Genomic DNA, 25532 nt, shown 5'->3' with positions numbered 1-25532 from the left:
ATTTCTCTAAATTCCCTCATGATAATCACAAAAAAGCGATTAGCACATATCGTATTTGAATCCGATGACAGGGCGTCAAAGACATTTGACGTTGTCCTCTTGTTTATGATTTTCGGGAGTATTTTCGTTGCTATTTTAGATTCAGTTTCCAGTCTTAGAGCGCAGTATGGAGAGTTTTTTCTTATTTTGGAATGGCTGTTTACGCTCCTTTTTACCATTGAATATTTTCTGAGGGTTTGGCTATCGAGGAAGCCAAGTGGCTATATTTTCAGCTTTTTTGGGGTAGTAGATTTATTGGCAATTTTACCAACTTACCTGAGCTTCTTTGTGCTCAATTCCCAGCTTTTTACAGTAGTGAGAGCATTGCGACTTCTGCGTGTGATCCGAATATTGAAGCTTGGTCGTTATGTGGCAGAAGCTGAATACTTGACAAAATCCCTCCGCTCGAGTTCTCATAAAATCCTAATATTCATTGGATTCGTGATCACCATAGTACTGATTATGGGCACCTTCATGTTTATCATCGAGGGGCCGCAGCATGGATTTACCAGTATTCCTATCGGGATGTATTGGGCAATCGTGACATTGACTACGGTTGGTTTTGGTGATATTTACCCGGTGACCCCACTAGGCCAGTTAGTTTCCTCGCTGATTATGCTTCTGGGTTATGCCATTATTGCAGTTCCTACGGGTATTGTATCTTCTGAGATGGCTTCGCAAAAGAGAAAAGATGAGAAGTTACTAGGCGATAAAGCCTGTCCAAAGTGCAGATATAGCCCAATTCACCTCGCTGACAATTATTGTAAAAATTGCGGGGAGAAACTTTTTTAATCTCCTAATTGTAAGAATTCCTGGATGTTTTTAATTTTTCCGAAAAGCAATAAAATATCTTCTGAAGCGAATTTATAATCAGGGGTCACTACTCCTATGACGTTTTTGTGTGGAGTATTTATTCCGAGCAGGTTTTTCTTTTGCTCCACTTTAATAATCGTCAGAATATTAAGGTAGAACTCTTTGCGGATATCAGCTTCTGCTACAGACATACCCACATACCTAGGTGGTACTTTCACTTCGACAATGTTGTATTCATCGGAGATCTCCAAAGAGTCCAGAACACCTTTCATTTCAAGTCGCTTAGAAAGCCTATCTGCAGTCTCCTCTTCTGGATGGATAATTTCATCCACACCTATAGCTTGAATAACGGTCTCGTGTAGGTCATTGATTGCACGCGCGATGATACGCTTGGATTTCAGTTGCTTAAAAATAGCTGTACTCATGATCGATGCACCGATATCTTCCCCTATTGCAATAATCACGACATCTGTATCTTTCAGAGGCAAATTCTTCACCGCGGTCTGATCTGTTGCATCCATTACTATGGAATGGGTAATGCTATCCTTGATTGTTTCAATCTTGCCCTCATTCGTATCCACACCGATCACTTCGTGTCCTAAGTTTGTAAGGCGCTTTGCTAAATAGCCTCCAAAGTTTCCTATGCCTACAATTATATATTTCATCTGTTTTTATATTACGTGATATAGACTGTTTCCTCAGGATATTTATATCGCTGCTCGCCTATTTTGCGCACGATAGCTATCAGCATCGTAAGTGTCCCCACTCTACCTATTAGCATGATTGCCATTAGTACCAATTTACTGCCTGTACTCAATTGTGGAGTAATACCAAGCGTAAGTCCTACTGTGGAAAATGCACTAAACACCTCAAAAGACACATCAATCATAGGTAGTTCTGGGTCAAATATCATTAGTAAAAAGACCCCAAGTCCGATTACTAACACAGAAAGTGAAATTACGGCAAAAGCCTTTTTAAGCGTTTCATTTGTAATTTGTCTTCGGAAAACTTCTACCCTGGTTTTGCCCGACGCAATACTAAATGTATTAAGCATCGCTACCGCAAATGTACTGGTTTTCAACCCACCACCGGTGGATCCTGGTGAGGCACCTATCCACATTAGAAAAAGATAAATAAGTATCGTAGGAACAGCTAATTGCCTCATGTCTACCGTATTGAAACCTGCCGTTCTGGGTGTAACAGCTCCAAAAATTGTTGTGGCAAACTTTCCATAAGGACTAAGCCCTTTTAAAGTAGCGTCTTGCTCGGATATCCAGTAAACTACCATACCGATAAGTAGCAAGATCCCGGTTGTATAAACTACCAGTCTCGTATTGACACTGGAAACGCGGGAAGCATGCCTGTATTTTTCTATTCCCAGAAGACTTCTTGCCTGCCCTCGGGCTACGTGCTTTAGGTAAGAATAGTAATTTAAAACCACTGGAAATCCAATTCCGCCAAGAATAATAGCCAAAGAAATAGTCAAATGCATATTATATGCTTCCCGGAAACCCTCTTCATATAGACCGTTACTGAGAGTGGAAAATCCAGCATTGCAAAAAGCAGAAATAGCATGGAATAGCGAAAAGAACAATTGATCTCCACGTCCAGTAAACTGAGCTGAATCAATAAAATGATAAATCAGGAATGCACAAAATCCCTCTACTAAAATGGTAAATGAGATGATTTTAAATAAAGTGGAGTAAATCTCATTTACGTTATTTTCATTGATGTAGTCCCGTATAAAAAGCCTGTTTTCCAAGGTATAGCTTCCTTTAAAAAAGAATCCAAAAAAACTGGTGAACACCATGATTCCAAGTCCACCAATCTGGAATAGAATCATAATCACAACCTGACCAAAAAAGGTGAAATCCTTTGCTGTATCCAATACGATCAGCCCCGTTACGCAAACCGCTGAAGTAGAAGTAAATAAAGCATCAATGAGCGTAATGTCTCTATTCGTGGCCTCTGGGAGGCTGAGCAGTCCTGTGCCAACTAGAATAAGGAACACGAATGACATGATGAAAACTAGCGAGGGACTGAGTTTAAGTTCATTTATAGTGAGACTAAACTTGCTCAATTCTATAAAAAACAGCGTGATTACCAATCCATTAACTAAATGATAATGAGCAGTAAACTCAAGAATCAAGATGGACATTTCCTCACCAAAAACATTCCATCTAACTAAGGCTGTTAGAATCAGAATGACGGAGAGAAGTAGTTCTAAAATTACCCGTGCTGGAAATATGGATTTTTCTACCAAAAGCACTCTGACCAAATATCCAAATCCGATTAGGATTAGGAAGATATTAAAGAGTGATGACGTGGTGACTTGATCTTGAGGATCTATAGAATAACCTAGATGAAACAACAGAATACCAAAAGCAAAAAAACTGCTTAACTGAACTACTTTTTCCTGAACTTTTACCACCCTCTTCAAAAAGATGATATTCTTGTCTGGGTTGGAAAAGATTTTCAGTTTGCGAATCATGATTTGGGGAAAGGCTTGGAAGAAAAATCAATCATTCTTTGGAGAGGTATTTCGTGAAAAGTTAAAAATCCCTTTCTCAGGATACAAATGGAATTTTTTATCCAGATTTTGTGAGGAATAGATACTTGATCTTCCACTGAAAAGGTAGGCTACCAAGCAGGAGATTCCCAAAAAGACTCCACTTTCGTAGCCAAACAATTCCATTCCCATCACTGTACATGCCATGGGTGTATTTGTAGCTCCGGAGAAGACTCCTACAAAACCCATTCCTGCCATTAATGCTAACGGAAGAGGAATCCAGGTTGCTAGCGCGTTGCCAAGCGTTGCTCCCGTGAAAAATAAAGGCGTTACTTCTCCACCTTTGAAGCCAGCTCCTAAAGTAAAACTTGTTAACCCGGTCTTTGCCAGCCAATCATACCAAGGAAGTGGCGTCTCAAATGCTTCTACTATTCTAGGAACACCTAACCCGATATAGGTGGTACTGTCCGAAAAGTATACAAAAACTGCAATCAACAGTCCGCCTATGACCGGACGAAGAGGGGGATATTTGATGACGTGGGAAAATTGATGAGAAAAAAAGTGAGTGCTTTGGGCAAATAATCTCCCCGAAAGTCCGAAAGCAATTCCTGCAGGAATGATCCAAAGTAGACTGGTCAAATTATGTGGAGGAACGAGATCAACCAAATAATGCGTATGACCTACGGCGAAAAGTGATGCGCAAACCCAATTAGCTACAAATGCGGTCAAAAATGCCGGAAACAGCGATTTCCAGCGGATTTGTCGGTGAAGCATCCATTCTAAAGAAAATATTGCTCCTGCCATAGGTGTTCCGAAAACAGATGCAAATCCCCCTGAAACACCGGCGATAATTATAATCCTTCGATCTGATGTGTCCAGCGGAAAAAACTTGGTGAGCTGATCAGCAAGTGACCCTCCCATTTGCACTGCTGTACCTTCACGACCGGCTGATCCACCGAATAAATGTGTCAGAATCGTCCCAAAAAGGACCAAGGGAGTCATTCTTAGCGGAATTGGCTTTTCAGTTTTATAGAGCTCATCAAGCAAAAGATTGTTTCCTTTCACAGAATTTTCCCCAAATCTGTAATAACTCCAACCTATTAAAAAACCAGCAATTGGAAGAAATGCAATGATCCAAAGATGAGATTCCCGATAATCAGTAGCCCAGTTTAATGCGAGAAGAAAAACAGCAGAGGCAGATCCAGATAGGAAGCCTATTAAAAGACTCAATACGATCCAGAGTAATAGATACCGAAAAAAAGAAGCGCTGTTCAAACTAGTTTTTTCAATTAGTTAGGCCAAATTAGGAATAGATATTGAATTTAAAGAAACGTACATAACCTTATATTATCCAGAGTGGATCAACTTATTCGGGAGTTATCGGGTTATCTAAATACAAATCACCTAATTATGAAATCGAGCATCTAACAATAATTAGACATTTGAATGGAAACATTTAGGCAGAATTCATAATACCCTTTGTAAAACAAATTATAAACACATGAAAAATATTCTTATTTCCGGAGGTTCTGGTCTCATTGGCCACAAAATCACCCAACTACTGGAACTGAAAGGATATACAGTGGCTTGGCTCAGTAGATCTCAACAAAAGCAAAAATCATTTGTATGGGATGTAGAAAAACAAACTATCGATCCCAAAGCCATAGAGTGGGCAGATGCAATTATCCACTTAGCTGGTGCAAGTGTGGCTGAGAAGCGTTGGACAGATGAGCGCAAAAAAATCATTTTGGAATCCCGCGTCGATAGTACTAGACTCCTTTTTACTGCAGTAAAGAATGCATCCGAAAAGCCAAACACGTTCATTTCAGCCTCCGCTGTTGGTTATTATGGATTCAGTACTGGAACGTCTCTTATGGATGAGACTCATGGTCCTGGCTCGGATTTTTTGGCTCAAACTGTTGTAGCATGGGAAGATGAAGTTAAGAAAATGGAAGAATTGCATCTTCGTACAGTAATGCTGAGAATAGGAATTGTGCTCGACTCGAAAGGAGGCGCACTTGGTGAAATGATGAAGCCACCTATTGCTGCACCTCTAGGGAAAGGAGATCAATGGATGAGTTGGATTGCGATTGAAGACTTAGCGAGAATGTTTGTGTTTGCTTTGGAGAAGACAACGCTTCAGGGAGTATTTAATGCTGTCGGTCCGAACCCAGCGACTAATCAGCAATTGACTCAAGCAGCAGCAAAAGCGAAAGGAAAGCCTTACGTGGGAATAGGAGTGCCAGGGTTTGTCCTTAAAATAATACTTGGTGAAATGGCGGCAATGGTGCTTGGCGGTAATCGTGTTTCTTCACAAAAAATCCAAAAAGCGGGATTCGATTTTGAATGTCCGGACTTAATCCCTGCGCTAAAGCATATTTATAGTTAATAGTTAAATTCTTTTCCCTCTACCAATCAAGAACCAAAGAACGGTTCCCAGAAGTGGTACTAATACCACGATAATTACCCAAATGAGTTTATCGTTCTGGTTTGCAAACTTGCTACTCACCACATCGAAAATGGTAATAGCATAAATTATTAATCCAATAGCTCCCAGTCCAAACATATCAGGCGCTATAGGTGGATTTCGTGCTTTTCCTCATCGCCAAATAGACTATTGGCCCGATAACCTGAGCAAATAGGATAACCACGATCCAGATTATTTTCATATTGGGATCTTTAAAATCTGATCGGATAATATCAACTAAGCAATAAATCCATAGTACCCCATAGATCAGAACCAACAAAATGGAAGCGCCGCCGATGTTTTGAATAAAAGAAAGTGTCATTTAGTTTGAATTAGTGTTTTTCGAAAAGGTAGGGTTAAAACTACGTGTTTCTCTTCTATTCTTTGTTGCCATCGCTAGGTATAATAAAGTACCTATAAAGGGTGCGAATAGAATTACAAGTATTCAAAGTAACTTACTGTGTGTTGCTACAAAATCGGAGTTTATAGCGTCAATTAGCGCATAAACCCACAATCCAAGGTAAATAGCAGATATTAGGAATGAAATTTGCCAAAAGAATTGCCCTTCTCCGGGCTCTATTAAGTCCATATGTATTCTTCAATTATTTTAACCATTGAACCAAAATAGCTTTTTTTGAGGAACTAAAGCATCAATTTAGCTAAAAGTTAAACCACCACACTGTATGAAAAGAAGCCTGCTCTCCCTGATATTATCCTTTTTTGCCCTTTGCGCTTACGCTCAAGTTGATTTAAGCTATTATTTGCCTGAGGGATATACCTACGATGAGTCTATCCCTACTCCAAAGGAGGTTTTGGGATATGATGTTGGTGAATGGCATGTAAGCCACGATCAGTTGGTCATGTATATGAAGGCGGTGGCCGAGGCTTCTGACCGGGTGACTTTCGAGGAAACGGGCAGAACCTATGAGAAAAGGCCGCAAGTTCTCCTGACTATTACATCTCCTGCAAATCTTGCTAAAATCGATCAAATCAAAGCAGATCGAAAAAAACTTCGGGATGTTGGAGCTTCAGCAGATATAGCAAATATGCCGATTGTGATGTTTATGGGCTATTCTGTTCACGGAAATGAGCCAAGTGGAGCCAATGCGTCTCTTTTGGCAGCCTATCATTTTGCAGCAGCCGAGGAAATCGCGGGAGATCTTGATCAAATGGTTTTGCTACTTGATCCGGCAATCAATCCGGATGGATTGAATCGCTTTGCTTCTTGGGTAAATACACACAAATCCTACAACATGAATGGTGACCCAAACAATGTGGAGTTTAGCGAAGCTTGGCCAAGAGGTAGAACTAACCATTATTGGTTTGACCTAAATCGAGATTGGCTTCCTGTGCAGCATCCGGAATCCAGAAATAGAGTAAGAATTTTTCAAGAGTGGCTTCCAAATATTCATCTTGATTTTCACGAGATGGGAACAAATAGCACCTTCTTTTTCCAGCCAGGAGTTCCAGCGCGAATGCATCCGCTGACACCAGAGAAGAATTTTGAACTGACCAAGAAAATCGGCACCTACCACGCCAAAGCTTTGGATGAGATAGGTTCCCTGTATTTCAATCAGGAGAATTATGACGATTACTATTACGGAAAGGGATCAACCTATCCCGACGTACAAGGATCTATTGGGATTTTGTTTGAGCAAGCCAGCTCCAGAGGTCATTTACAGGAAAGTGTAAACGGAATGCTCAGCTTTCCTTTTACTATCAGAAACCAATTCACTGCCAATCTTTCCTCTTATCAGGCTGCCAAGGAAATGCGTCAGGAACTGAATCAATTCATGAAGGACTTCTACAATGAAATTCAAAGTGAAATTGACGCTGATGTGAATAAGGCTTACATTTTCGGAAGCAAGGAAGACGATGCCAGAAGCTATCATTTGGCCGATTTGATCCTTCAGCACGATATCAAAGTGTTCAGTCTGAATGACGACATCACAGTAAACGGAGAAGAATTCAAAAAAGAAAACTCTTACATCGTGCCTGCAGATCAGCCGCAATACAGGCTAATCAAAGCGATGTTTGAGACAAGAAATACATTCAAGGATAGCTTGTTCTATGATATTTCTGCTTGGACGTATCCTATGGCGTTCAATTTGGATTATATGGCGCTGAATAGTCAGATTTTGAATCTGGCAAGTGTAAATGAAATCACCAAAAGCTCAATATCCCTTTCGCCGGGTAAGGTAATAGGTGAAGTGGGAGCATATCAGTATGCTATGGAGTGGACGGATTATTATGCTCCAAAAGCTGCTTATAAACTGATGGCGGCCAATTTCCAGGTGAGAGTGGCTACTGGAGAATTTTCAACTTCCGATGGCAAAAAATATGGAAGAGGAACATTATTGATTAGCAAAGGAGACAGCGGGTTGGATGATCAGGCTTTTTTCGACAAGCTTTCTGAAATAGCCCAGAAATCAACTGTTGATATTTATGGATTGACTTCAGGTTATACCGGGGGAATGAATATTGGTTCGCCAAATATGATGCCTCTGGATAAACCAGAAATCGCACTTTTGGTCGAAGGTGGAGTGGATAGTTACGAAGCTGGTGAGATCTGGCATTTGCTGGATCAACGATACGAAATGCCGATTACACTCCTGTCAATGGATAACATTGGAGGAAGCACGCTGGATAGGTATAATGTACTCCTAATGCCTGACGGTAGATACAGTGGTTTAGGAAAGGGAGGAGCTGCTACACTCAAATCCTGGATTTCCGGTGGAGGTACGTTACTGGCCAAAGGTGGAGCTATTCAGTTTTTAGCCCAGAATGAAGTTGGAGATTTCAAGTTTAGAGAGGCAGCGGAGCCGGAGGCAGGTCTTCAAAAAAGCTATGCTGATTACGAAAATGAAAGAGGTGCAAAAGTAACCGGTGGAGCGATCTTCAATGCTACTTTAGACATCACCCATCCCATTGGATACGGATATTTGAATTCAGCTATTCATACATTTAGAAACGATAACTTGTTTATGGAGCCTTCCGAAAATCCATATGCAAATCCTTTGGTTTATACAGAAAACCCACTCGCCTCGGGATACCTTCATCCCTCTAATCTTGCCGGAATTCAAAATGGATCTGTGATTCAGGTTTCTGGAGTTGGTCGGGGACGAATTGTAGCCTTTGCAGATAACATGAATTTCAGAGCATTTTGGTTTGGTACGAACAAACTCTATATGAATGCGATTTTCTTTGGGCAGGTGATCGATGGAGGCACAGCTAGATAATTTAATAGCGCATAATTCCCGGGTTTTGGCTCGGGATTTTTGTTTCTTAACATTTCAGTAAAATTTTGCGTAAGCAAGCCAAACCTATTTCACTTATTGCACATGAACCACGCTACCAAATTATTTATTGCATTTAGTTTTCTCTCCTTCGTAAATGTCTCATTCGCTCAGGAAATGAGTTTTGAAGAGTATAATCCCCCATCCACCTTGAAAGTACCAGAGCATCCGGTTCAAAAAGCCAAATATCCATTTGTGGATATTCACAGTCACCAGGGAGGAATAAATGAGGAAAGAATAGATCAACTTATCGGTGAAATGGATGAGTTAAACATGGGAGTTTTGGTCAATCTCAGTGGTCGTGGATTTGGGCGAGGTGATAGCAATTCCCAGCAGGATTATATCAAGTCTATGCTAAAGGAATTTAACACCCATTCACCAGGAAGGTTTATGGTTTTTACCAATCTGAACTTTGCTGGTTTCGGTGATGAAAATTGGACTAGAATAGCTGTGAAGGAACTTGAAGAAGATGTGGCTGCTGGAGCTAGTGGTCTGAAAATTTATAAAAGTTTGGGTTTGAATGTGAATGATGTCAGTGGCAATCGCGTACCGGTGAATCATCCGGATCTGGATGCAGTTTGGGCAAAAGCTGGGGAACTGGGAATTCCAGTGATCATTCATTCCGCTGATCCAGCCCAGTTTTGGCAACCGATGAATGCAAACAATGAGCGTTGGTTAGAATTAAAAACTCATCCAAACCGTATGCGTGGAGCAGATAATCCTGCGCCTTTTGAGCAGATTATCGCTGAGCAGCATGATGTGTTCAAAAAGCATCCTGAGACCACTTTTATAAATGCACATATGGGTTGGATGGCAAACGATCTAGATGCTGCAAGTGCACATTTGGATAAATATCCCAACGTCAATTTTGGAATCGGAGCTGTAATTGCGGAGTTTGGCCGTCAACCTAGACGTGCCAAAGAGTTTTTTGAAAAATATCAGGATAGACTGCTTTTCGGTAAAGATGCTTACAACAAGGAGGAATATTACACCTACTTCCGAGTTTTAGAAACTGAGGACGAATACTTTCCTTATTACAAAAAATATCATGCATTCTGGGCAATGTACGGACTGGGACTTTCTGATGAGGTCTTGAAAAAGCTGTATTACAAAAACGCGCTGAGGATAGTGCCGGGAATGGATAAGAGCATTTTTCCGGATTAGGAAAGAATCTTTTTTTGAATTCGGTATATTCACTAAGCTTTTACAATTGAATATTTTGTTATGGACAATACCATCGAATCCTTAATCCCACATCGGTTTCCGTTTTTATTTGTTGACGAAATTCTGACCGCAACCCCAGAAGAAATAATCGGGAGTAAAACATTTAGGAGGGGAGCCGATGAAATGCTTTGTGGAAGTTTTCCGGATTCTGGATTTATTCCTGGAATGATTTTAATAGAATCTATGGCTCAATGTGGGGGAGCAAGAATCAAGCAACTTGGTCTTGCATATGGCTTTTTTGGGCTTGTGAGTCTGGATAAAGTTAGATTTTTTAAAGGCGTATCGTATGAGACGGAAGTTAAATATGTTATAAAAAATATCAGAATAAGTGTTCGGTTGATCAAACAGGAGGGTGTAGCATATGTAATGAACGAACCTGTAGCAGAGGCGTCTTGGATTTGTGCTAAATTGAATACCTAGATTTTATTTGTTGAATTGGTAGGGCGAAAAATCTTTCCCCCTACAATTTTAAAACCCCATGTAAAGCTGCTTTACTCATCTCCTCACCTATGTAAAGAAAATGCGAAAATCTTTACATAGAGTCCTCCTTGTGTAAAGAAACCATAGCTTTTATTTACATATAAGACTACCTTTGTAAAGAAAATCAGATAATCTTTACATATGGCCTGGAATCTTATCCCTTTGCCTTATGAGGCAGAATTGGAGACAAGGACAATTCTCAAGCAACTTCCGCCTGCTCATGCTGCTTTGGCTGAGCTGAAGGGCTTGGTCTATTCCATTCCCAATCATGAGATTTTACTCAATACGCTGGCTATTCAGGAAGCGAAGGATAGTTCTGCAGTGGAAAATATTATTACCACCCACGACGAGTTATTCAAATCGGATTTGGAGTTTGAGTCCATGTCGCCAGCAATCAAAGAAGTTCAAAACTACGTAGCAGCGATGAAGCGTGGATTTGAGTTGGTGGACGAGAAAGCCATGCTAACAAATCATATTATACTTCAGATCCAGGAGACATTGGAAGGTAATAATGCTGGATTTCGAAAAATGCCTGGAACAGCATTAAAAAATGCACAGACTGGAGAGACAGTCTATCTGCCTCCACAAGATGGAGATGAGATTCTCTCGTTGATGGACAATTTGGAGCAATTTATCAATCGACCAGAGTTGAGCGATTATGATCCATTGGTAAAGATGGCAATTATCCACTTTCAATTTGAGAGCATTCACCCATTCTATGATGGAAATGGTCGAGCAGGAAGAATTTTAAATATTTTGTATCTCATCTTGAGCGGCTTGCAAAAGTTGCCAATTCTGTATCTAAGTTCTCACATTATCCGCAATAAAGCAGACTATTATAAGCTGCTTCAGGGAGTCCGAGAAAATGAAGATTGGGAAAGTTGGTTATCTTATATGATCCGGGGAGTGGAAAATACTGCAAGGGAAACCATCCTTTTGATCGAAAACCTGAAGGTTCTGATGGCTGAAATGAAGGTTCAATTGCGGGATAATTATAAATTTTACTCTCAGGAACTCTTGAATAACCTGTTCAAGCATCCTTATACGAAGATTGAGTTTATCGTGCGCGACTTGGGAGTATCTAGAATAACAGCTGCAAATTATCTCAACAAGCTCGCCGAGGATGGGGTGCTTCGCAAAGAGAAACTTGGAACGGGTAATTATTATGTAAATGAGAAGCTATTTGCGCTATTGACAGCTAAATCATAGACCAATGAATATCCTGCAAAAAAATCCGAGAATCAAAGCAACGCTGAAATATCTCGTTGTTTTGGTTTTGGTGCTTTTGGTAACAGTTTTTCAGGATTTACTAGGATCAGATAACCCACGGTTTGAAAAATATTACTCAGAGCTTTTGATTCGAAATATGTTCTGGGTTTTGGTCCTTCCGATAGCGCTTCTTTCTGGCGGTATTTTCAGAAAAGTTTCTCTACTTGCCAAAATCCCTGTATTATTGATCAAACGACTGCTTTTCGTAATTCTGGCATCGGCTGTGCATCTTATATTCTTTGCTGGTTTGATGCACTTGGCTTCCATATTATTTTATAAGGAAAGGTATTCTTTCTCAAACAATCTACGGTTTGCGATCTCCGAGGATTTGTACAAATATTTCCTTATCTATTCGGTAATTGCGCTGGTGCTGGTACGAAAAATTAAGGCCCTTCCTACAAACTGATTGTTACATGGATCAATTCACCTATATAAGGCAAAATGATGGAACAAGGAGTCCTAGACTTCTTGGCCAGATACTTCTTGCATCAGGGATATTTGTGATCCTGGTCCCATTATTCGTTGATTTGGATACAGATCCTCTTAAACTAGCATTAGTAGGAGGCGGAGCCGTATTATTTGGGATAATTTTGAGCTCTATCAAATCAAGGATTGTGTTTGATTTTGAAAGAAAACTATTCAAAGAATCCCATAGCATCCTCTGGTTTAAATCAGGCGAATGGGAGCCACTTCCAGAGATAGATCATGCGGAATTGATACACCACAGTTTTCGAACTTCTTATACTCCGAATGGGATTACACCTACCTTAAATGGCCAAGTAACTTTATATAAAATCGTCTTGTTAGCAAACGGAGCCAAATTTTTAGTGCTGGATTTCAATCGGGAGAAAGATGCCGTTGTTGCCTTGGAGAAGATAAAAAGTGCATTAGAAGCTATGCATATCCGCATTTCTGAAAATGAGTAAAAAGCAATAAAGGATCAGCTAAACTTAAGAATTGAAGGCGATTTCAGTCATCAGGCTAGATAGGTGAAGAACTTACGTGACTGGCATCATTAAGGATAATCATATTAGAATTTCTCTGAACCTTTATCCAATAACCTGAAAGCCTTAATCTCCTTTCCTTCGAGTTCCTTTTGCCAGCGATCCAAAACTGGCTGCTCCAGTTGAGCTTCACGGTATTCGTCAGGATTCATGATTGGAATTCCCTTAATGATGGGATATAGTCGAGAACAGGTTTTACAGGTCAGCCAGCCTTCGATTATACTTCCTTGATCATCAGTTAGGATGGTTTTCAATTCTAAATCTTGCTTATCAAATGGACAGCATAATTTCTCTATAGTTTCTAGTTTCATGATTTAAGTGTTGAAAGTTCACGTTGATAATTTAAAATGGCGGCTTGTGGGTCTTTAGAACTCATCACACCTGAAATAGCAGCAATGCCATCAAAATTTAAAGTCTGTAGTTTGCTGATGTTACCAGGGTTTATTCCGCCAGCCAAAAAAATTGGTATGTCCGTTATTTTCCGGGTTTTTCTAATGGTTTCAAATTCAACCAATTCACAGCTGGTGCTAGTGCTGGATGGGAAAATGGAGCAAAAGGAAAGGTAGTCCACTCCCATTTCAATTGATTTTCGAATGATTTCAAAATCATTATTGATTGTGATTCCCATTATCTTTTCCTGATTCCTTAAAGCTCGGAGCCTATCTGCCGAAAGCTCTGAAAACTCATCAAAATGCACTCCGTCTAAGTCAAAAAGCTCCACCCATTCCGGGTGATTATTGATTAGAAGTGGGATTTTTGGGTCTTTACAAAGTCCCTTTATCTTGCTAATTAGTGCAGGAACAGAAGTTGTCGGGGAGAAATTATCCCAAATCTGAACTGCACAAGGACTTGCTTCTAAAGCTCTGGCTAAAGCTTCCAACAGTTGGTTTTCTTCCTTGCTAGGATCAATTACCAAGTAAACCCCTCCAGGTATTTTTGACTCTTTTTTCATTTCCAGCCTGATTTTAAAGCTTCAAAATAGGCAGCCCAATAAGGATCAGTTTCTAGATAAATCAGAGGTGCAACTGCATCATGTGACTTCAACATAATCCCAAAATCCTGAGATTTCACTTTTCCGACGGCTGTACAGGAAATAGAGGAATTTGCTAGACGGCTAATGAGATTTTCCGATTTTTCTGCTTTACAGGAAATTATCATTGCTCCAGCGCCTACACAATACGTTGGATCAAGCCCAAAAAGATTTGAGATGGCTGAGGTAGTTTCTCCCACTGGTATCGACACTTTTTCCATTAAAGCACCTTTTCCCGAAGCAATCATCATTTCATAGATTGCACCCAGTACTCCTCCCTCGGTCACATCGTGCATGGCTGTGATTTCAGGATATTTCTCCGTTTCACCGGCGGCAATCAGCGCATCGGAGAGTGAGGAAGTTTCATAAAATTGCTCACAGGCAGATTGGTAGATGTCAAGTCCACATTTGTTTTTTACGGTCTCAGGAAAACTCATCCCTAAAATGGCAGTAGCAGTAAGTGCACAGGATTTGGTAACCAAAATTACATCTCCTTCCTGAGCTCCAGTGGCAGTGATCATTTTTGACTCCGGAGCAATAGTGATCAGTGTTCCACCTCCGGCGAAAGTTGAATTTTGGCCCTGGACAAATCCTGTATGTCCGCCCGTAATTGCCACACCTATTTCTTTGCAGTATCGATCAATAAATCCCCAATAGGTGCTAAACTCCTCATTACTCAGTGTAACAGGTAGATTCAGCACAAACTGGCCATATTGGGGCGCAAAGCCAGTTGTAGCCATATCATTTGCCATTAAATGCACGCTGAGCCAGGCAGATTCCTGCAAACCTAAGGAAGGAATCAATGACAAAGGATCACTCGTTGCCGCCATGGCTAAGCCTCCGGGCAGAGAAGTGATGGAAACATCCACCCCAAAAGCAGGTCCTTGCTTTACTTCCTTACGTGAAGCACCCAATCGCCCAGCGAGTAATTTTTGATAGCCTTCGTGATTGATTTTTCCAAGATCTGCCATCAGTCCACGTCAGTAAATTTGACATACAAACCGAAAAAGTCTCCATATGGAACACTCCATTGCTGAACTGGAAACCACTTTGGTAAGCCTGTGCAAGACCATTCGATCGTGTATTCTCTGCCTTGTAGAGCCTCTTCTATGATCTTGATCAGCATTGCCGGCGTGTAAAAAGTTGCTGTAACGTAGAATGGATTTTTACCAAAAACCTGCTGAACCCTTCTCCTGAGCACTTTTGGAGAGTTCCGGTTCATCATTCCCATGGCAATTCCATATTTGGCAACGCGGGCTGATTCCCGTATCACTTTTACTGGATCTTTGTAGTATTCAAAAGTCGTGATGAATGCAAGGGAATCGAACGTATGATCCTTGAAGGGCATGTGATGCGAATCCGCCATGACCAAGTCTCCATCAAATAGATTGATGGCTTGAGAAAGCATCAGAGGGGAAATATCCCCTCCGGTTGCTTTTATTCCTATTTCCTTCCACCAGCGAGTGAATCGGGTCGTTCCGCAACCAAATTCTAGCAATGTTTTAATACGAGTGTCTTTGGATACCAATTGCTCCATGACTTTCTTTTGCCAGACTTCTGCTCTTTTGTATCGGCCTTCGTACCAGAGCTCATAGGTATCTGTATGAGCTCGGTTAAAGAACCACTCAGGGCGGTTTTGCCAGTTTTGCTGCGCTTTTGGAAGTATTTCAAAATGTTTTTTTTCGAGTTGCATGATTTTCTGCTCGTTTTATTTCTGCTAAAACTTCATAGTCAACCCCAGCATAAAATTGGTTCCTGCCATCGGGTAATAGTAATTCTCTGTCACTAATTCCTTCTGGCTTTCTCCCGGTACGAAATAGCTAAAGGTGTAGCCATTCGGCTCGTACATTTCATTGAAAATGTTATTGACCAAAAGATTCAACTCCAAGCTTTTGAAGAATCTCGGTTGCACTTGGTAGCTGATTCGGATATCATTGGTAAAAAATGCATCTAGAGATCTGCTGTCACTAGCTGAATTGTCCAAGTATTGCTTGCCAACGTACTTTGACATCCAGTTCAAAGAAAGATTTTCAATTGGTCTATACTCGATAATTGCCGAAGCAATTGTATTTGGCGAAAACGCAATGTCAGTATCCTCGTAAGTAAAAGCTTCTTGCTGAAATTCTGCTGTGCTGTAGTCATCTACATACTCGGTGAATTCCTCGATCTTATTTTGGCTCAGTGTCAAATTCCCGCCCAAAGTCAAAGACTTCGAAAACTGATAAGCCCCAGAAAGCTCGATTCCAGCTCGGTAGGAATTAGCTACATTTTCCCGGATATATGCTCCAACGTCATTGATTTGGCCAGTTAGAATTAACTGATCTTTGTAATCCATGTAGTAGAGGTTGGCATTGTAATTAAACTTGCCTTTTTGAGCTCTTACGCCAGCTTCGATATCATTCAGTCTTTCTGGTCTTGGAATTTCTGAAATTGGATTATCCGTAAAGTCCGAGCGCTTTGGCTCTCTATTGGCTACAGCATAGCTCGCATACCAAACCTGACCATTGCTTCGCTCATAACTCAAACCGAATTTTGGATTGAAAAAGGTATAGGTTTGATTGCCATCCACGATTCTTTGATCGTCATTGACTCCATAAAATGTATAATCAATCCCACGAACCTGCAAATCCCCGAACAGATTTAATCCAGGACTTATTTCGTGCGTTGCTTTCAGGTAAATATTTCTATCGTCCTTCACAGCATTGTTGTCATAATACCGATCTCGAATATTGGTAGCTCCCGCAACTCTTGCCCAGATAATTTCACCGAAGTGATCTCCATCGTAACGATTGGCTCCACCGCCTAAGATGACATCCCATTTACCATCATCCGAGATATAATTTACTGAAGCAATACCTCCAAAGAAGTCGTTGTCCAGCCATCTTCTTCGAATAATATCCGTGCTGGAAATAACCTCTCCTCCAATTTCTACATCAGGAAGAGCATAGCTTGCAAAGTCATCGTCTTCACGAAACTGCTCGTAATAACCTCTTCCATAGGTATAATGAAGTGCGGCGTTGGTTTTCCAATTGCTACCAATTTTACCAGTATAAATCAACTGATAATGATCTTGTTGGTAATTGTCAGTTTCATTATCGTATGTGTAATAATTGAAGGTTCGATCGTCCTCCAGCTTAGACTCAGGAAGCCCATACCAAGCTTGGTAAGTTTGCTCCTGACCGGAAAACACGTTCAGCTTTACAACTGAATTTTCCCCATAGTATCCTGCGGAAACGAAGAAGGATTTCAAGTCCGAAAAGGCACGGTCCACATAACCATCTGAAGTGATTTTGGAAAGCCGGGCGTCGACGGCAAAACGGTTGTTTAGAAGGCCGGTGCCTGCTTTCACGGTGTGCTTCCAGGAATTAAATGAACCAACTGAGTTTGAAATTTCAGCATAGGGATCATCTTTTCGGGTATCGGTTTGTATGTTCAAACTTGCTCCAAAAGTCGCAGCACCATTTGTGGATGTTCCAACACCTCGCTGGATTTGGATATTGTCCACAGAGGAGGCAAAATCCGGCATGTTGACATAAAATACTCCATGAGATTCTGCATCATTCATAGGAATTCCGTTGACGGTCACATTGATTCTGCTTTGATCTGATCCTCTGATGCTCATGCTGGTGTATCCAATTCCGGCTCCTGCATCTGAATTGGTCACAACGGAAGGAGTGAAATTCAGTAGAATCGGGATATCCTGTCCCAGATTTCTTTTGGCAAGTTCCGCCTTATCGATGGTTTGAAAGGTAGTTGGAGTGGTAGAGGAAGCTCGAGTCGCATACACGATAAACTCTTCAGAAAGCAGATCTGTGGGATTTAGCTGTAGCTTTAATTCTCCTGCATAAGGCACTGTTAGGGTTTCTTTAATTGTTCCAAAGCCTACATAAGAAACCCGAAGTTGAATCTCTCCTTCTTTTAATTTGGTTAAGGTAAAATTCCCATTCTCATCGGTAACAGCCCCCCGTCCCTGTTTTTCTGTCCAGACAGATGCTCCTATTAAGGGTTCGCCGGATGAGGCATCCAGCACTTTTCCACTAAGGCTACTTTGTGCCCAGGCGGAAATTGCAAACAGGCATAAAGCCAAGTTTAACAGTAATTTTTTCATGTGTAATTTTCCCTATCGGAAGATTGAGTGAAACATGAGAAAGCTCTAGGGAAGCTCCTCTTATTTGTTTACCCTGTAGCATTGCCAAAATCCGACTTTCAGAAGGGTACCACTTCTTAGGTTTGATATTATCCTTTGCTACGCTTGTTCATTTCCCTTCGCCGGCATTATCCGGATCAGGTCTTATGGGTATGATCTCAGCCCGTTTTGTTAAGGCACCCCCTATGATCTATTCTCAAAGGTAATGGGGAAAAGTTGCTTCGCAAATCTCTTGATTAGAAAATTATTTTTGCGCATTCCAAAAAATCTGAGCAGAATTGAAGGATGAATATTAATCCGTTGTCCTCTTCTCAGATCTTTTTCCTAAATTTCTATCCAAACCCTATTAACCTATGAAAATATACAAACTGCCTGCGGGCACACTTTTGCAACATGAGAATCAGGCTTTTTTAGGTCCAGAAATAGATTGGGACGTTTTACTTGCCAATGAAAATTTAGAAAATCATCTCAGTTCTGAGTCCAAATCCTGGAAAGCAATTTCATCAGAAGAAGCGGAAGTAATCCTTTCCAAGGGCATTTTATCTCCAATGGGAAATCAAGAAATTTGGGCAGCAGGAGTGACTTATTATCGTAGCAGGACTGCTAGAATGGAAGAATCCCAAGATGCTGGAGGAGCTGACTTTTACGATAAAGTTTACAATGCAGATCGCCCAGAATTATTTTTCAAAGCCACTGCAAGTCGTGTTTCGGCTCCTGGAGGAACTGTAAACATCCGAAAGGATTCTACTTGGGATGTACCGGAACCAGAGTTGACTTTGGTGATTTCCCCTTCCGGTAAAATACAAGGTTATACCTGTGGTAATGATATGAGCAGTAGAAGTATTGAGGGAGAAAATCCTCTTTATCTACCGCAAGCAAAGGTTTATGCAGGTTGTGCGGCGATAGGCCCATGCCTCTACATCACAGGTAAAGCAATTCAAGAAACAGCCACGATTCGATTGGAAATCTTCCGAGATGATGTTTTAGCCTTTGTTGGCGAGACTCCTTTGACACAACTGAAACGCAAACCTCATGAATTGGCAGGATGGCTTTTCCGCGGGAATACGTTTCCGATTGGTTGCTTTCTGATGACAGGAACAGGGATTGTTCCGGATGATTTCACTTTAGAAGTTGGAGACAAAGTAAGAATTGGTATAGATGAAATCGGGGTGCTTGAAAACACAATTGCCAAAATCTGAGACGGATAGATCATGGCCTATGATGAATATTTGGTAGAACGATTGGCTGAAAGTCTAAAACGGCGAGGCGTTGTTTTCTCAAATAAAAAGATGATGGGAGGCATGCTTTTTTTAGTGGATGACAAGATGCTCATTGGATTGAATAAAGATAAGGCCACTCAAAAAGATCGGATGATGGTGCGGGTAGGGGAAAATTTGCAAGAGATGTGTATGAAAAGGGCAGGTTGTAATCCGATGGAATTCACAGGTAGATCGATGAGAGGCTTTGTATATGTTGACCCTGAGGGTTTTGACATGGATGAAGACTGGGAATTTTGGGTGGAAAAGGCTTTGGAATATAATCCGGAAGCTAAAAGAAGTAAAAAATGAGGCTTTAATTTTTAGTTTTGTTTTTTGGCAAAGTAATTGGATTTCAAAAGGCTATATAGATAATAGTCAATAAAGCCAATGAAAAACGTCATTTCCTTCTTAACCTTTGCAATGGCAGCCGTTTTAGCATTTTCATGTAACTTCGATGAGAATCCGGAGCCAGGTGAGAGTATTGAACGGTGGGTTTTGGCTGGTTATCAAAAGGGAGGGGAGACAAAATCAAGTTATACCAGCGTTCGGGATTCTGCTTACGTTTATACCCTTTCTTCAGATGGGACTTTCAGAAAATCCATAGGGAAGCAAGGATTTATTGGGACCTATGAGGAGCGCTTTGAGGACGGATTAAGAAAATTTATATTTCAATATGAAACAGCAGCCGATAATGAAATCCACGGCTGTAGCAGCGATCAAGAAATATATTTTCTCAATAGTCAAGGCCAGCTGACCGGCACTTGGGATTCCTGCAACGGAGACAAACTATACTTTGATAAAGAATAAGCCGGAATAAAGGCTTTTCTTTTTTTGGATGAACTCTAATTTTGTCAATGATTCAATTTTTCCAGCATAAACTTCGTTTGTCTTCTTATCCAGCAGGATACCATTTGATTACAGATGAGATCGAAGATGCGATTCCTGAAATTGCACGGATTAAAACAGGTGTTTTGCAGATTTTTATCCAGCATACTTCCGCTGCGCTCACCATCAATGAAAATGCTGACCCTACTGTCAGAAAAGACTTCCAAACCTTCGTAAATGAGTTAATTCCAGAATCTTATCCACGATTTATCCACACCTATGAAGGGTCGGATGATATGCCTGCGCACATTAAAGCAAGTTTTTTTGATTCAAGTTTACAAATACCCATTTCTGGTGGAAAACTTAACATGGGTATTTGGCAGGGAATTTATCTCTGTGAATTTCGTAGAAATGGAGGGAATAGAAGCTTGGTTCTCACGGCATTTGGGGAAGTTGAAAAAGAATAAAGTTAGTTCTTCTGAGCCTCGATTTTTACATGATCTCCTGTCATTAGAATCCTGCGGAAATTATCTTTGGTATCTATGCTCACTTGCTTACCCAGCACTTTTACTTTGGAGAAGTCTTCAGGCAGATGAATCGATATACCAGCACTTTTTTGGGTTTGCGTCACTTCAACAATCATTGAGTTTTCATCTATGGAAATCGCAATTTTCAGCTTATTATCATCCATCCAGAGATTTTCGATAATAACTTCATTCCATTCTGTAGGCAAATTAGGTTTAATAAAAACCACTCGATTTTCGAAGTCAGCTTTGATTCCCAGTAATTTAAAAATTAAGGGTTGAATCAACCTATGTGAAGGAGCAATATGCCTAGACGAATTCAAATTTTCTATGAATGCGGTCTGATCTATTTTTAAAGGGTATTCAGGATCAAATTGCGCTAAAAGTTTCAGAAGTTCATCAGAATTGTGTTGAGGTATATCTTGGTCATATGAATTTAATGCAGATATGCCTCCTTTGTATTTACTCCAATCCCAAATCTGTTTTATATTATCTGAAGGAATTATGAGTTTTGAAGTATTCTGAAGAGAATCTAGCAGGGAGAAATTTTCTTCCCAGTCGGAAAATAGATCAGTACGCAGATCTGCCAGCGTTTCGATCGCTGAATATTCACTTTGATCTGAACCTGCTATGAAAACTGGTATTATCCGTTCTTCCAGAGGACCTAATTCTAAATTGATTTCGAAGCCAGCACTTGCCCCGAACCCGGGAAGTTCTTTTCTACAATTAGAACTAGCAGGATTCAAAGTGAAATCACTAGAACTACCCCATACAGCATACCAATCTATGGCACCATCTTTTGCTGTGAAAATTCCCGTTACTTGGTCAAAATTGATTTGATCGGGACCATCTTGCTCATTAATTCCATCCATCCAACCGGTAGAACTTAGATTAGTATTTGCCTCAAATTTGAGTTTTAAAGTTTTTTCGGACTCATCGACATTCTTTACAAAATTCAGAATAGTAATTCCAGGTTTGTCTTTACTAAAGATCAGCATCTGGTTGATTTCTAATCCTTGTGATTTCAACTTGTAGTTTAAGTTGGCGGCGATTGGATATTTTTTAAAAGACTCCGGTTGATCTAGACAAATAGTTTCATCTTCAGATAGAATAGAAAATGAATAAGTCGATAAAAGATGAATGCCCTTGAGTGATATTTCTTTTTCGCTAACTAGCATTTCTTCGTTTGCAAGGGAGAAATGCTCGTAGTTATCTACTGAATAGTGAGGCAACCTATCCAAGCTATCAAAAAGCAAATGCTCCTTTGGTTGTGGTCCGTGGCAGGAAGTAATGATAAAAAAAATGCACGGGATGGCAATACAAAAATACTTCATGTGCGCGAATTCAAAATTGCATCGTTTTGCCAACTTCTCTCCATGTAACCAGTTTCACATTATTTTTTTTCAAAAGTTCTCTGGCTTTTTCACTTGTAAAGAAATTATAATCCGCCTGTCTCCATGGTGCATGGTAGGTATCATGTCCTTGAGTAACCGCATTCATTTCCTCATTGTCAAAAGCCAGATGAATCAAGATTAGATTCAAACCTGAGGACAGATTATTGATGGAATTTGTATAATATTCTTCCATTCCTGATTCATAGTCTTCCGGTTCTGCCATGAATAGTTGATCGATCACAGGGAAATGATCCACATTAATCCCTTCAAATAGAGCCGAATTTGGATTGATAATATTGTCTACTATTTGCTGATTGATCATGGCTGGGATTTTCAGCTCTTGTGCGATTGTAAGATAAGATTTTAGATATTCTGGTCTACCATAGAAAACGCATCCCATATGTGAATCCAAATGAGTTGGTACTATTCCCATCTGGTTAGCGGTTTTGATCTGTGCACGTATTTCCATTTCTACTTCTTGAGGACTGGCATTGGCACTGACTTCGGCACAGTTCGAATACATATGACCTTTTTCATTTGCCAAACCAGGGACAGCAGTTCTTCCAGCTTCTGGGCCCCAATTGAAATTCAGCCATTCATTGGTCAAGGTAATATGAATTCCAATATCAGCGCCTGGCATTTCCTTCGCCATTTCTCCCACTTCTGCAGACCAACCGGTTGGTACCATCATGCTTGTAGAGTTTACAATGCCAATTTTCATGGCATCAAAAGTTGCCTTAGTCTGTGAATGGGATACTCCTACGTCGTCTCCGTGGATGATTAGAACTTTGGCATCACTGGGGTAGCCGAGTTTCTCTGCGAGGTTTTGTGAAAATGCAAGACCTGGTAAAAAGGCCATAAGAAGTAGGTAGTAGCGGAGATTTTTCATTTTGGGTTGTTGTTTATACCAAGATAAATAATCCAAGGTAATCTTAACTTTTATATTCCTTTGATTTGATTCTGTACACCCAGAGATAAGTGAAAAAGCCCATGAACACCTGTAAAATGGCAAAGTATAACCAAGTGGATGGTAACTTTAGCGGTTCAAAATTGATGGTGTTATTGTAATATAGCTTTGAAACTGCCAGAGCTGTCAATGTTCCAGGGAGTATTACAGCCAGCCAAAAATTGAAAAATGATCGGAAAATAAAAGGAATGGATTTTTTATAAACTGGAGCTTTGGATTTATGCTTTTTCATTTAGGTTTAATTTGCCATTTGGATCTGGATCAAACTCCATCTTTATATTGCCGTGATTTTGGCTTGTAGTCTCTAAAATACATCCAAAGACCAAAGATCAGCTGAAAAATAATCATTTTGAAATAGGTAGAGGGTAATCTAAAGAACTCCGCGCTGATAGATCCCGTGAATAGTTGTGTCACGATAATAGTAATAATACTTGCAGGAAGAATCAATACTATCCAGTATTTGAAGTAGGATCGATAGATGAAAGGAATTTTACTTTTAGGGGAAGGATTTGGCTCTTCGTGGTTTTTCATAGAAAGAATTGATGTTAAATGCCCTTATACTGAGAAAGCATTTTCTTATTTCTTGGATCTGGATAGATGAAGTGGTTTATAGGGGATTATATGAATCAAGCAAGGAACTTTTAGGATCACCGGCCCCATGATGTCTAAGATTAGGCTTGTAACTCAAATAATGGTCGATCCCTTTTGTGGATCCATTACATCCAATTTATATTATTTTCAAAACTATCTCACCATTATTCAGATGTACAGTGAAAGTTTAGCCTCTATGAAGATAATTCACGGATTATTTCATTCACATACATCAGATCTCCCAGTTCATGAAATGCAGAGATCACAATTCTATTTACACTGGGGCTTGCAGCAGTAGGATATGGAAAAGATGAGGTGATGATTCCAGCTTTTTCAAATTTTTCAAACCAAGAGGGATCAGTATATGCAAATGCGGGGAAATTTTTACTTCCTTGGATTTGACGAATAGTAGCAGTTTCCTGAGCGAAAATAGCACAGGCATCTTTTAGCCAAAGTTGCTTTTTCAGATAAAGATTTTCCAGATCCAGAAATGTTTTTAAGTGTGCTGGTGATCCCGGGGAAGCTCCACCAAAGAGTGAAGTGGATTTTATATTATTTATCTGTAGGCGATTTCCCACAATTATACCGGCTGGTAACCCCAGCCCTTTTCCGAGAGAGCCAGAAACTAATAAATTTATGGATGGGTCAGCCCATTGTGAATAAGTGCCATAAATACTATTCCCAAAGGCCCCAAATGCGTGGCTGTCATCGATAAGAAGACTCACTTCATGTTTTCGGGATATTTCTTTTACCCAAGAGTAGTCATTTATTTCACAGGAAAAAGGATCGACAGCATTACCGATTAAGAGAATTTTCCGTGAAAGTAAACTTTCAGATTGCTGTAGACATATCTTTTTCCATTGTGTAAAATTTAATTGAATGCTGGAAGTATGATGATCTGGGATGATGGCAGTGTGAGCATCGGGAGCTATCCAAACTTCATCCTTATCCATAATTAATGATTTCCAAGCAGCTATTCCTGCTAGGTATCCCGAACTAAATATAGCTGCCGATTCTGATCCTGCTCTCTCTGCAAAATGATTTTCAAAGTCATCAAAGACAGAAAGCCGGATATTATTGATTCTGCTTTGTCCGTGATTCGCTCCTAAAAGAAAAAGATTATCAGATAAAGCGCCAAGAAAATCCTTGTCTTGACCAATTCCCAGATAGGATGTGCCGCTGAAATAAAGATATTCTCTCCCTTCTATTTCTATCGTCCGACCTATTCCAGCACCTAGGTAGTGATTTTTCAAAGCAGTGATTTATTTGGCAAAAATCTGAGATTCGTCTTGAAATGATTTGAATTCGAGCGCATTTCCGCATGGGTCCAAAAAGAACATGGTAGCCTGCTCACCGACTTCGCCCTTAAAACGAATATATGGCTCGATCACAAACTCGATTCCTTGTTTTTTTAATTTTTCAGCAAGTTCATGCCATTCTTCCCATTGTAAAATAGCTCCGAAATGACGAACAGGTACATATTTTCCATCCACTGTATTGCTATGCGCTGGAGCTAACTCTTCTGGTTTGATATGAGCGGAAAGCTGGTGACCAAAGAAGTTAAAATCAATCCATTTGTCAGTGCTTCTTCCGATCTCGCATCCAAGTAGGCCTCCATAAAATTCACGGGTTTCTGCAATATCCCTGATCGGGAAAGCCAGGTGAAAGGGTTTAAATTGGCTCATAATATGTAC

At 40.3% G+C, this 25532-nt stretch carries 28 protein-coding genes and 1 riboswitch; of the genes, 12 read left to right on the top strand and 16 right to left on the bottom strand.

Going from position 1 to position 25532, the window contains the following annotated elements; translation table 11 throughout:
• The first annotated feature begins 18 nt into the window (after positions 1 to 18).
• Positions 19 to 831: an ion transporter gene (locus AACZ73_RS03005; protein ID WP_339875279.1), complete on the top strand. Its 813-nt coding sequence runs from the start codon at positions 19 to 21 to the stop codon at positions 829 to 831.
• On the opposite strand, the gene AACZ73_RS03000 is transcribed toward AACZ73_RS03005, so the two are convergent.
• From AACZ73_RS03000 to AACZ73_RS02990, 3 genes are read right to left on the bottom strand one after another with little or no spacing between them, the layout of a single operon-like run.
• On the bottom strand, positions 828 to 1517 hold the full coding sequence (locus AACZ73_RS03000; RefSeq protein ID WP_339875277.1) for a TrkA family potassium uptake protein: 690 nt from the start codon (positions 1515 to 1517) through the stop codon (positions 828 to 830). The two genes, AACZ73_RS03005 and AACZ73_RS03000, sit on opposite strands and share 4 nt — an antisense overlap.
• An 11-nt stretch (positions 1518 to 1528) precedes the next feature.
• A complete protein-coding gene (locus tag AACZ73_RS02995) occupies positions 1529 to 3343 on the bottom strand; it encodes a potassium transporter TrkG (RefSeq protein ID WP_339875275.1) in 1815 nt (604 codons plus the stop codon).
• 27 nt (positions 3344 to 3370) lie between these two features.
• Positions 3371 to 4591, bottom strand: coding sequence for a voltage-gated chloride channel family protein (locus tag AACZ73_RS02990; RefSeq protein ID WP_339875273.1), 1221 nt, complete (start codon positions 4589 to 4591; stop codon positions 3371 to 3373).
• Between the two features lie 271 nt (positions 4592 to 4862).
• On the opposite strand from AACZ73_RS02990, the gene AACZ73_RS02985 reads away from it, so the two are divergent.
• Entirely contained in the window at positions 4863 to 5750 is an 888-nt protein-coding gene (locus AACZ73_RS02985; RefSeq protein WP_339875271.1) for a TIGR01777 family oxidoreductase, read from the top strand.
• A gap of 3 nt (positions 5751 to 5753) precedes the next feature.
• On the opposite strand, the gene AACZ73_RS02980 is transcribed toward AACZ73_RS02985, so the two are convergent.
• Entirely contained in the window at positions 5754 to 5927 is a 174-nt protein-coding gene (locus tag AACZ73_RS02980; RefSeq protein ID WP_339875269.1) for a PLDc N-terminal domain-containing protein, read from the bottom strand.
• Between the two features lies 1 nt (position 5928).
• On the bottom strand, positions 5929 to 6150 hold the full coding sequence (locus AACZ73_RS02975; RefSeq protein WP_339875267.1) for a PLD nuclease N-terminal domain-containing protein: 222 nt from the start codon (positions 6148 to 6150) through the stop codon (positions 5929 to 5931).
• A gap of 361 nt (positions 6151 to 6511) precedes the next feature.
• On the opposite strand from AACZ73_RS02975, the gene AACZ73_RS02970 reads away from it, so the two are divergent.
• The 6 genes from AACZ73_RS02970 to AACZ73_RS02945 all read left to right on the top strand — a co-directional run bounded on the left by AACZ73_RS02970 (position 6512) and on the right by AACZ73_RS02945 (position 13023).
• Positions 6512 to 9067, top strand: coding sequence for a M14 family zinc carboxypeptidase (locus AACZ73_RS02970; protein WP_339875265.1), 2556 nt, complete (start codon positions 6512 to 6514; stop codon positions 9065 to 9067).
• Between the two features lie 102 nt (positions 9068 to 9169).
• A complete protein-coding gene (locus AACZ73_RS02965) occupies positions 9170 to 10288 on the top strand; it encodes an amidohydrolase family protein (RefSeq protein WP_339875263.1) in 1119 nt (372 codons plus the stop codon).
• Between the two features lie 60 nt (positions 10289 to 10348).
• Complete coding sequence (locus tag AACZ73_RS02960) at positions 10349 to 10768, top strand: beta-hydroxyacyl-ACP dehydratase (RefSeq protein ID WP_339875261.1); 420 nt, start codon at positions 10349 to 10351, stop codon at positions 10766 to 10768.
• Positions 10769 to 10969: 201 nt separating this feature from the next.
• Positions 10970 to 12037: a Fic family protein gene (locus AACZ73_RS02955; protein WP_339875259.1), complete on the top strand. Its 1068-nt coding sequence runs from the start codon at positions 10970 to 10972 to the stop codon at positions 12035 to 12037.
• Between the two features lie 4 nt (positions 12038 to 12041).
• Positions 12042 to 12503: a hypothetical protein gene (locus AACZ73_RS02950; RefSeq protein WP_339875257.1), complete on the top strand. Its 462-nt coding sequence runs from the start codon at positions 12042 to 12044 to the stop codon at positions 12501 to 12503.
• A 7-nt stretch (positions 12504 to 12510) separates the two neighbouring features.
• A complete protein-coding gene (locus AACZ73_RS02945; RefSeq protein ID WP_339875255.1) occupies positions 12511 to 13023 on the top strand; it encodes a hypothetical protein in 513 nt (170 codons plus the stop codon).
• 104 nt (positions 13024 to 13127) lie between these two features.
• On the opposite strand, the gene AACZ73_RS02940 is transcribed toward AACZ73_RS02945, so the two are convergent.
• The 5 genes from AACZ73_RS02940 to AACZ73_RS02920 are packed head-to-tail and all read right to left on the bottom strand — an operon-like array spanning position 13128 to position 18239.
• On the bottom strand, positions 13128 to 13412 hold the full coding sequence (locus AACZ73_RS02940; RefSeq protein WP_339875252.1) for a Trm112 family protein: 285 nt from the start codon (positions 13410 to 13412) through the stop codon (positions 13128 to 13130).
• On the bottom strand, positions 13409 to 14053 hold the full coding sequence (locus tag AACZ73_RS02935) for a thiamine phosphate synthase (protein ID WP_339875250.1): 645 nt from the start codon (positions 14051 to 14053) through the stop codon (positions 13409 to 13411). The genes AACZ73_RS02940 and AACZ73_RS02935 overlap by 4 nt, the downstream gene beginning before the upstream one ends.
• Positions 14050 to 15102, bottom strand: coding sequence for an AIR synthase family protein (locus AACZ73_RS02930; RefSeq protein WP_339875248.1), 1053 nt, complete (start codon positions 15100 to 15102; stop codon positions 14050 to 14052). The genes AACZ73_RS02935 and AACZ73_RS02930 overlap by 4 nt, the downstream gene beginning before the upstream one ends.
• Positions 15102 to 15824, bottom strand: a complete 723-nt coding sequence (locus tag AACZ73_RS02925) for a class I SAM-dependent methyltransferase (RefSeq protein WP_339875246.1) — start codon at positions 15822 to 15824, stop codon at positions 15102 to 15104. The genes AACZ73_RS02930 and AACZ73_RS02925 overlap by 1 nt, the downstream gene beginning before the upstream one ends.
• Before the next feature lie 24 nt (positions 15825 to 15848).
• Positions 15849 to 18239, bottom strand: a complete 2391-nt coding sequence (locus tag AACZ73_RS02920; RefSeq protein WP_339875244.1) for a TonB-dependent receptor — start codon at positions 18237 to 18239, stop codon at positions 15849 to 15851.
• Positions 18240 to 18375: 136 nt separating this feature from the next.
• A riboswitch (TPP riboswitch) is annotated at positions 18376 to 18472 on the bottom strand.
• Between the two features lie 159 nt (positions 18473 to 18631).
• On the opposite strand from AACZ73_RS02920, the gene AACZ73_RS02915 reads away from it, so the two are divergent.
• The 4 genes from AACZ73_RS02915 to AACZ73_RS02900 all read left to right on the top strand — a co-directional run bounded on the left by AACZ73_RS02915 (position 18632) and on the right by AACZ73_RS02900 (position 20829).
• Positions 18632 to 19477, top strand: coding sequence for a fumarylacetoacetate hydrolase family protein (locus tag AACZ73_RS02915; RefSeq protein WP_339875242.1), 846 nt, complete (start codon positions 18632 to 18634; stop codon positions 19475 to 19477).
• Between the two features lie 12 nt (positions 19478 to 19489).
• The gene (locus tag AACZ73_RS02910; RefSeq protein ID WP_339875240.1) at positions 19490 to 19846 is read left to right on the top strand and encodes a TfoX/Sxy family protein; all 357 of its coding nucleotides are present in this window, start codon (positions 19490 to 19492) and stop codon (positions 19844 to 19846) included.
• A gap of 78 nt (positions 19847 to 19924) precedes the next feature.
• Positions 19925 to 20344 (top strand): hypothetical protein, encoded by a 420-nt coding sequence (locus tag AACZ73_RS02905; RefSeq protein ID WP_339875238.1) that lies wholly within the window; start codon positions 19925 to 19927, stop codon positions 20342 to 20344.
• Positions 20345 to 20394: 50 nt separating this feature from the next.
• Positions 20395 to 20829 carry a secondary thiamine-phosphate synthase enzyme YjbQ gene (locus AACZ73_RS02900; protein ID WP_339876336.1) on the top strand — a complete coding sequence of 145 codons (435 nt, stop codon included), beginning with the start codon at positions 20395 to 20397 and terminating at the stop codon, positions 20827 to 20829.
• A gap of 2 nt (positions 20830 to 20831) precedes the next feature.
• Here AACZ73_RS02900 and AACZ73_RS02895 read toward each other — a convergent pair whose 3' ends face one another.
• From AACZ73_RS02895 to AACZ73_RS02870, 6 genes are all read right to left on the bottom strand, one after another.
• Positions 20832 to 22220 (bottom strand): hypothetical protein, encoded by a 1389-nt coding sequence (locus AACZ73_RS02895; protein ID WP_339875236.1) that lies wholly within the window; start codon positions 22218 to 22220, stop codon positions 20832 to 20834.
• 10 nt (positions 22221 to 22230) lie between these two features.
• Complete coding sequence (locus tag AACZ73_RS02890; RefSeq protein WP_339875234.1) at positions 22231 to 23169, bottom strand: polysaccharide deacetylase family protein; 939 nt, start codon at positions 23167 to 23169, stop codon at positions 22231 to 22233.
• 43 nt (positions 23170 to 23212) lie between these two features.
• Positions 23213 to 23479 (bottom strand): hypothetical protein, encoded by a 267-nt coding sequence (locus AACZ73_RS02885; protein ID WP_339875232.1) that lies wholly within the window; start codon positions 23477 to 23479, stop codon positions 23213 to 23215.
• Positions 23480 to 23508: 29 nt separating this feature from the next.
• A complete protein-coding gene (locus AACZ73_RS02880; protein WP_339875230.1) occupies positions 23509 to 23778 on the bottom strand; it encodes a hypothetical protein in 270 nt (89 codons plus the stop codon).
• A gap of 254 nt (positions 23779 to 24032) precedes the next feature.
• On the bottom strand, positions 24033 to 25091 hold the full coding sequence (locus tag AACZ73_RS02875; protein ID WP_339875228.1) for an aminotransferase class I/II-fold pyridoxal phosphate-dependent enzyme: 1059 nt from the start codon (positions 25089 to 25091) through the stop codon (positions 24033 to 24035).
• Between the two features lie 9 nt (positions 25092 to 25100).
• Positions 25101 to 25523: a VOC family protein gene (locus AACZ73_RS02870; protein WP_339875226.1), complete on the bottom strand. Its 423-nt coding sequence runs from the start codon at positions 25521 to 25523 to the stop codon at positions 25101 to 25103.
• Positions 25524 to 25532 lie beyond the last annotated feature (9 nt).

This window comes from uncultured Algoriphagus sp. (assembly GCF_963974835.1).
Classification (GTDB): domain Bacteria; phylum Bacteroidota; class Bacteroidia; order Cytophagales; family Cyclobacteriaceae; genus Algoriphagus.
The sequence above is the reverse complement of the archived record's forward strand: the minus strand, read 5'-3'. Positions and strand labels throughout refer to the sequence as shown.

What these genes read in the sequence shown, in the direction of transcription:
- AACZ73_RS02955 (WP_339875259.1), top strand. Translation starts at nt 10,970, where the DNA reads ATGGCCTGGAATCTTATCCCTTTGCCTTATGAGGCAGAATTGGAGACA.
- AACZ73_RS03005 (WP_339875279.1), top strand. Translation starts at nt 19, where the DNA reads ATGATAATCACAAAAAAGCGATTAGCACATATCGTATTTGAATCCGAT.
- AACZ73_RS02905 (WP_339875238.1), top strand. Translation starts at nt 19,925, where the DNA reads ATGAAAAACGTCATTTCCTTCTTAACCTTTGCAATGGCAGCCGTTTTA.
- AACZ73_RS02890 (WP_339875234.1), bottom strand. Translation starts at nt 23,169, where the DNA reads ATGAAAAATCTCCGCTACTACCTACTTCTTATGGCCTTTTTACCAGGT.
- AACZ73_RS02925 (WP_339875246.1), bottom strand. Translation starts at nt 15,824, where the DNA reads ATGCAACTCGAAAAAAAACATTTTGAAATACTTCCAAAAGCGCAGCAA.
- AACZ73_RS02975 (WP_339875267.1), bottom strand. Translation starts at nt 6,150, where the DNA reads ATGACACTTTCTTTTATTCAAAACATCGGCGGCGCTTCCATTTTGTTG.
- AACZ73_RS02970 (WP_339875265.1), top strand. Translation starts at nt 6,512, where the DNA reads ATGAAAAGAAGCCTGCTCTCCCTGATATTATCCTTTTTTGCCCTTTGC.
- AACZ73_RS02935 (WP_339875250.1), bottom strand. Translation starts at nt 14,053, where the DNA reads ATGAAAAAAGAGTCAAAAATACCTGGAGGGGTTTACTTGGTAATTGAT.
- AACZ73_RS02895 (WP_339875236.1), bottom strand. Translation starts at nt 22,220, where the DNA reads ATGAAGTATTTTTGTATTGCCATCCCGTGCATTTTTTTTATCATTACT.
- AACZ73_RS02980 (WP_339875269.1), bottom strand. Translation starts at nt 5,927, where the DNA reads ATGTTTGGACTGGGAGCTATTGGATTAATAATTTATGCTATTACCATT.
- AACZ73_RS02920 (WP_339875244.1), bottom strand. Translation starts at nt 18,239, where the DNA reads ATGAAAAAATTACTGTTAAACTTGGCTTTATGCCTGTTTGCAATTTCC.
- AACZ73_RS02910 (WP_339875240.1), top strand. Translation starts at nt 19,490, where the DNA reads ATGGCCTATGATGAATATTTGGTAGAACGATTGGCTGAAAGTCTAAAA.
- AACZ73_RS02880 (WP_339875230.1), bottom strand. Translation starts at nt 23,778, where the DNA reads ATGAAAAACCACGAAGAGCCAAATCCTTCCCCTAAAAGTAAAATTCCT.
- AACZ73_RS02940 (WP_339875252.1), bottom strand. Translation starts at nt 13,412, where the DNA reads ATGAAACTAGAAACTATAGAGAAATTATGCTGTCCATTTGATAAGCAA.
- AACZ73_RS02995 (WP_339875275.1), bottom strand. Translation starts at nt 3,343, where the DNA reads ATGATTCGCAAACTGAAAATCTTTTCCAACCCAGACAAGAATATCATC.
- AACZ73_RS02885 (WP_339875232.1), bottom strand. Translation starts at nt 23,479, where the DNA reads ATGAAAAAGCATAAATCCAAAGCTCCAGTTTATAAAAAATCCATTCCT.
- AACZ73_RS02930 (WP_339875248.1), bottom strand. Translation starts at nt 15,102, where the DNA reads ATGGCAGATCTTGGAAAAATCAATCACGAAGGCTATCAAAAATTACTC.
- AACZ73_RS02945 (WP_339875255.1), top strand. Translation starts at nt 12,511, where the DNA reads ATGGATCAATTCACCTATATAAGGCAAAATGATGGAACAAGGAGTCCT.
- AACZ73_RS02950 (WP_339875257.1), top strand. Translation starts at nt 12,042, where the DNA reads ATGAATATCCTGCAAAAAAATCCGAGAATCAAAGCAACGCTGAAATAT.
- AACZ73_RS02985 (WP_339875271.1), top strand. Translation starts at nt 4,863, where the DNA reads ATGAAAAATATTCTTATTTCCGGAGGTTCTGGTCTCATTGGCCACAAA.
- AACZ73_RS02965 (WP_339875263.1), top strand. Translation starts at nt 9,170, where the DNA reads ATGAACCACGCTACCAAATTATTTATTGCATTTAGTTTTCTCTCCTTC.
- AACZ73_RS02915 (WP_339875242.1), top strand. Translation starts at nt 18,632, where the DNA reads ATGAAAATATACAAACTGCCTGCGGGCACACTTTTGCAACATGAGAAT.
- AACZ73_RS03000 (WP_339875277.1), bottom strand. Translation starts at nt 1,517, where the DNA reads ATGAAATATATAATTGTAGGCATAGGAAACTTTGGAGGCTATTTAGCA.
- AACZ73_RS02960 (WP_339875261.1), top strand. Translation starts at nt 10,349, where the DNA reads ATGGACAATACCATCGAATCCTTAATCCCACATCGGTTTCCGTTTTTA.
- AACZ73_RS02870 (WP_339875226.1), bottom strand. Translation starts at nt 25,523, where the DNA reads ATGAGCCAATTTAAACCCTTTCACCTGGCTTTCCCGATCAGGGATATT.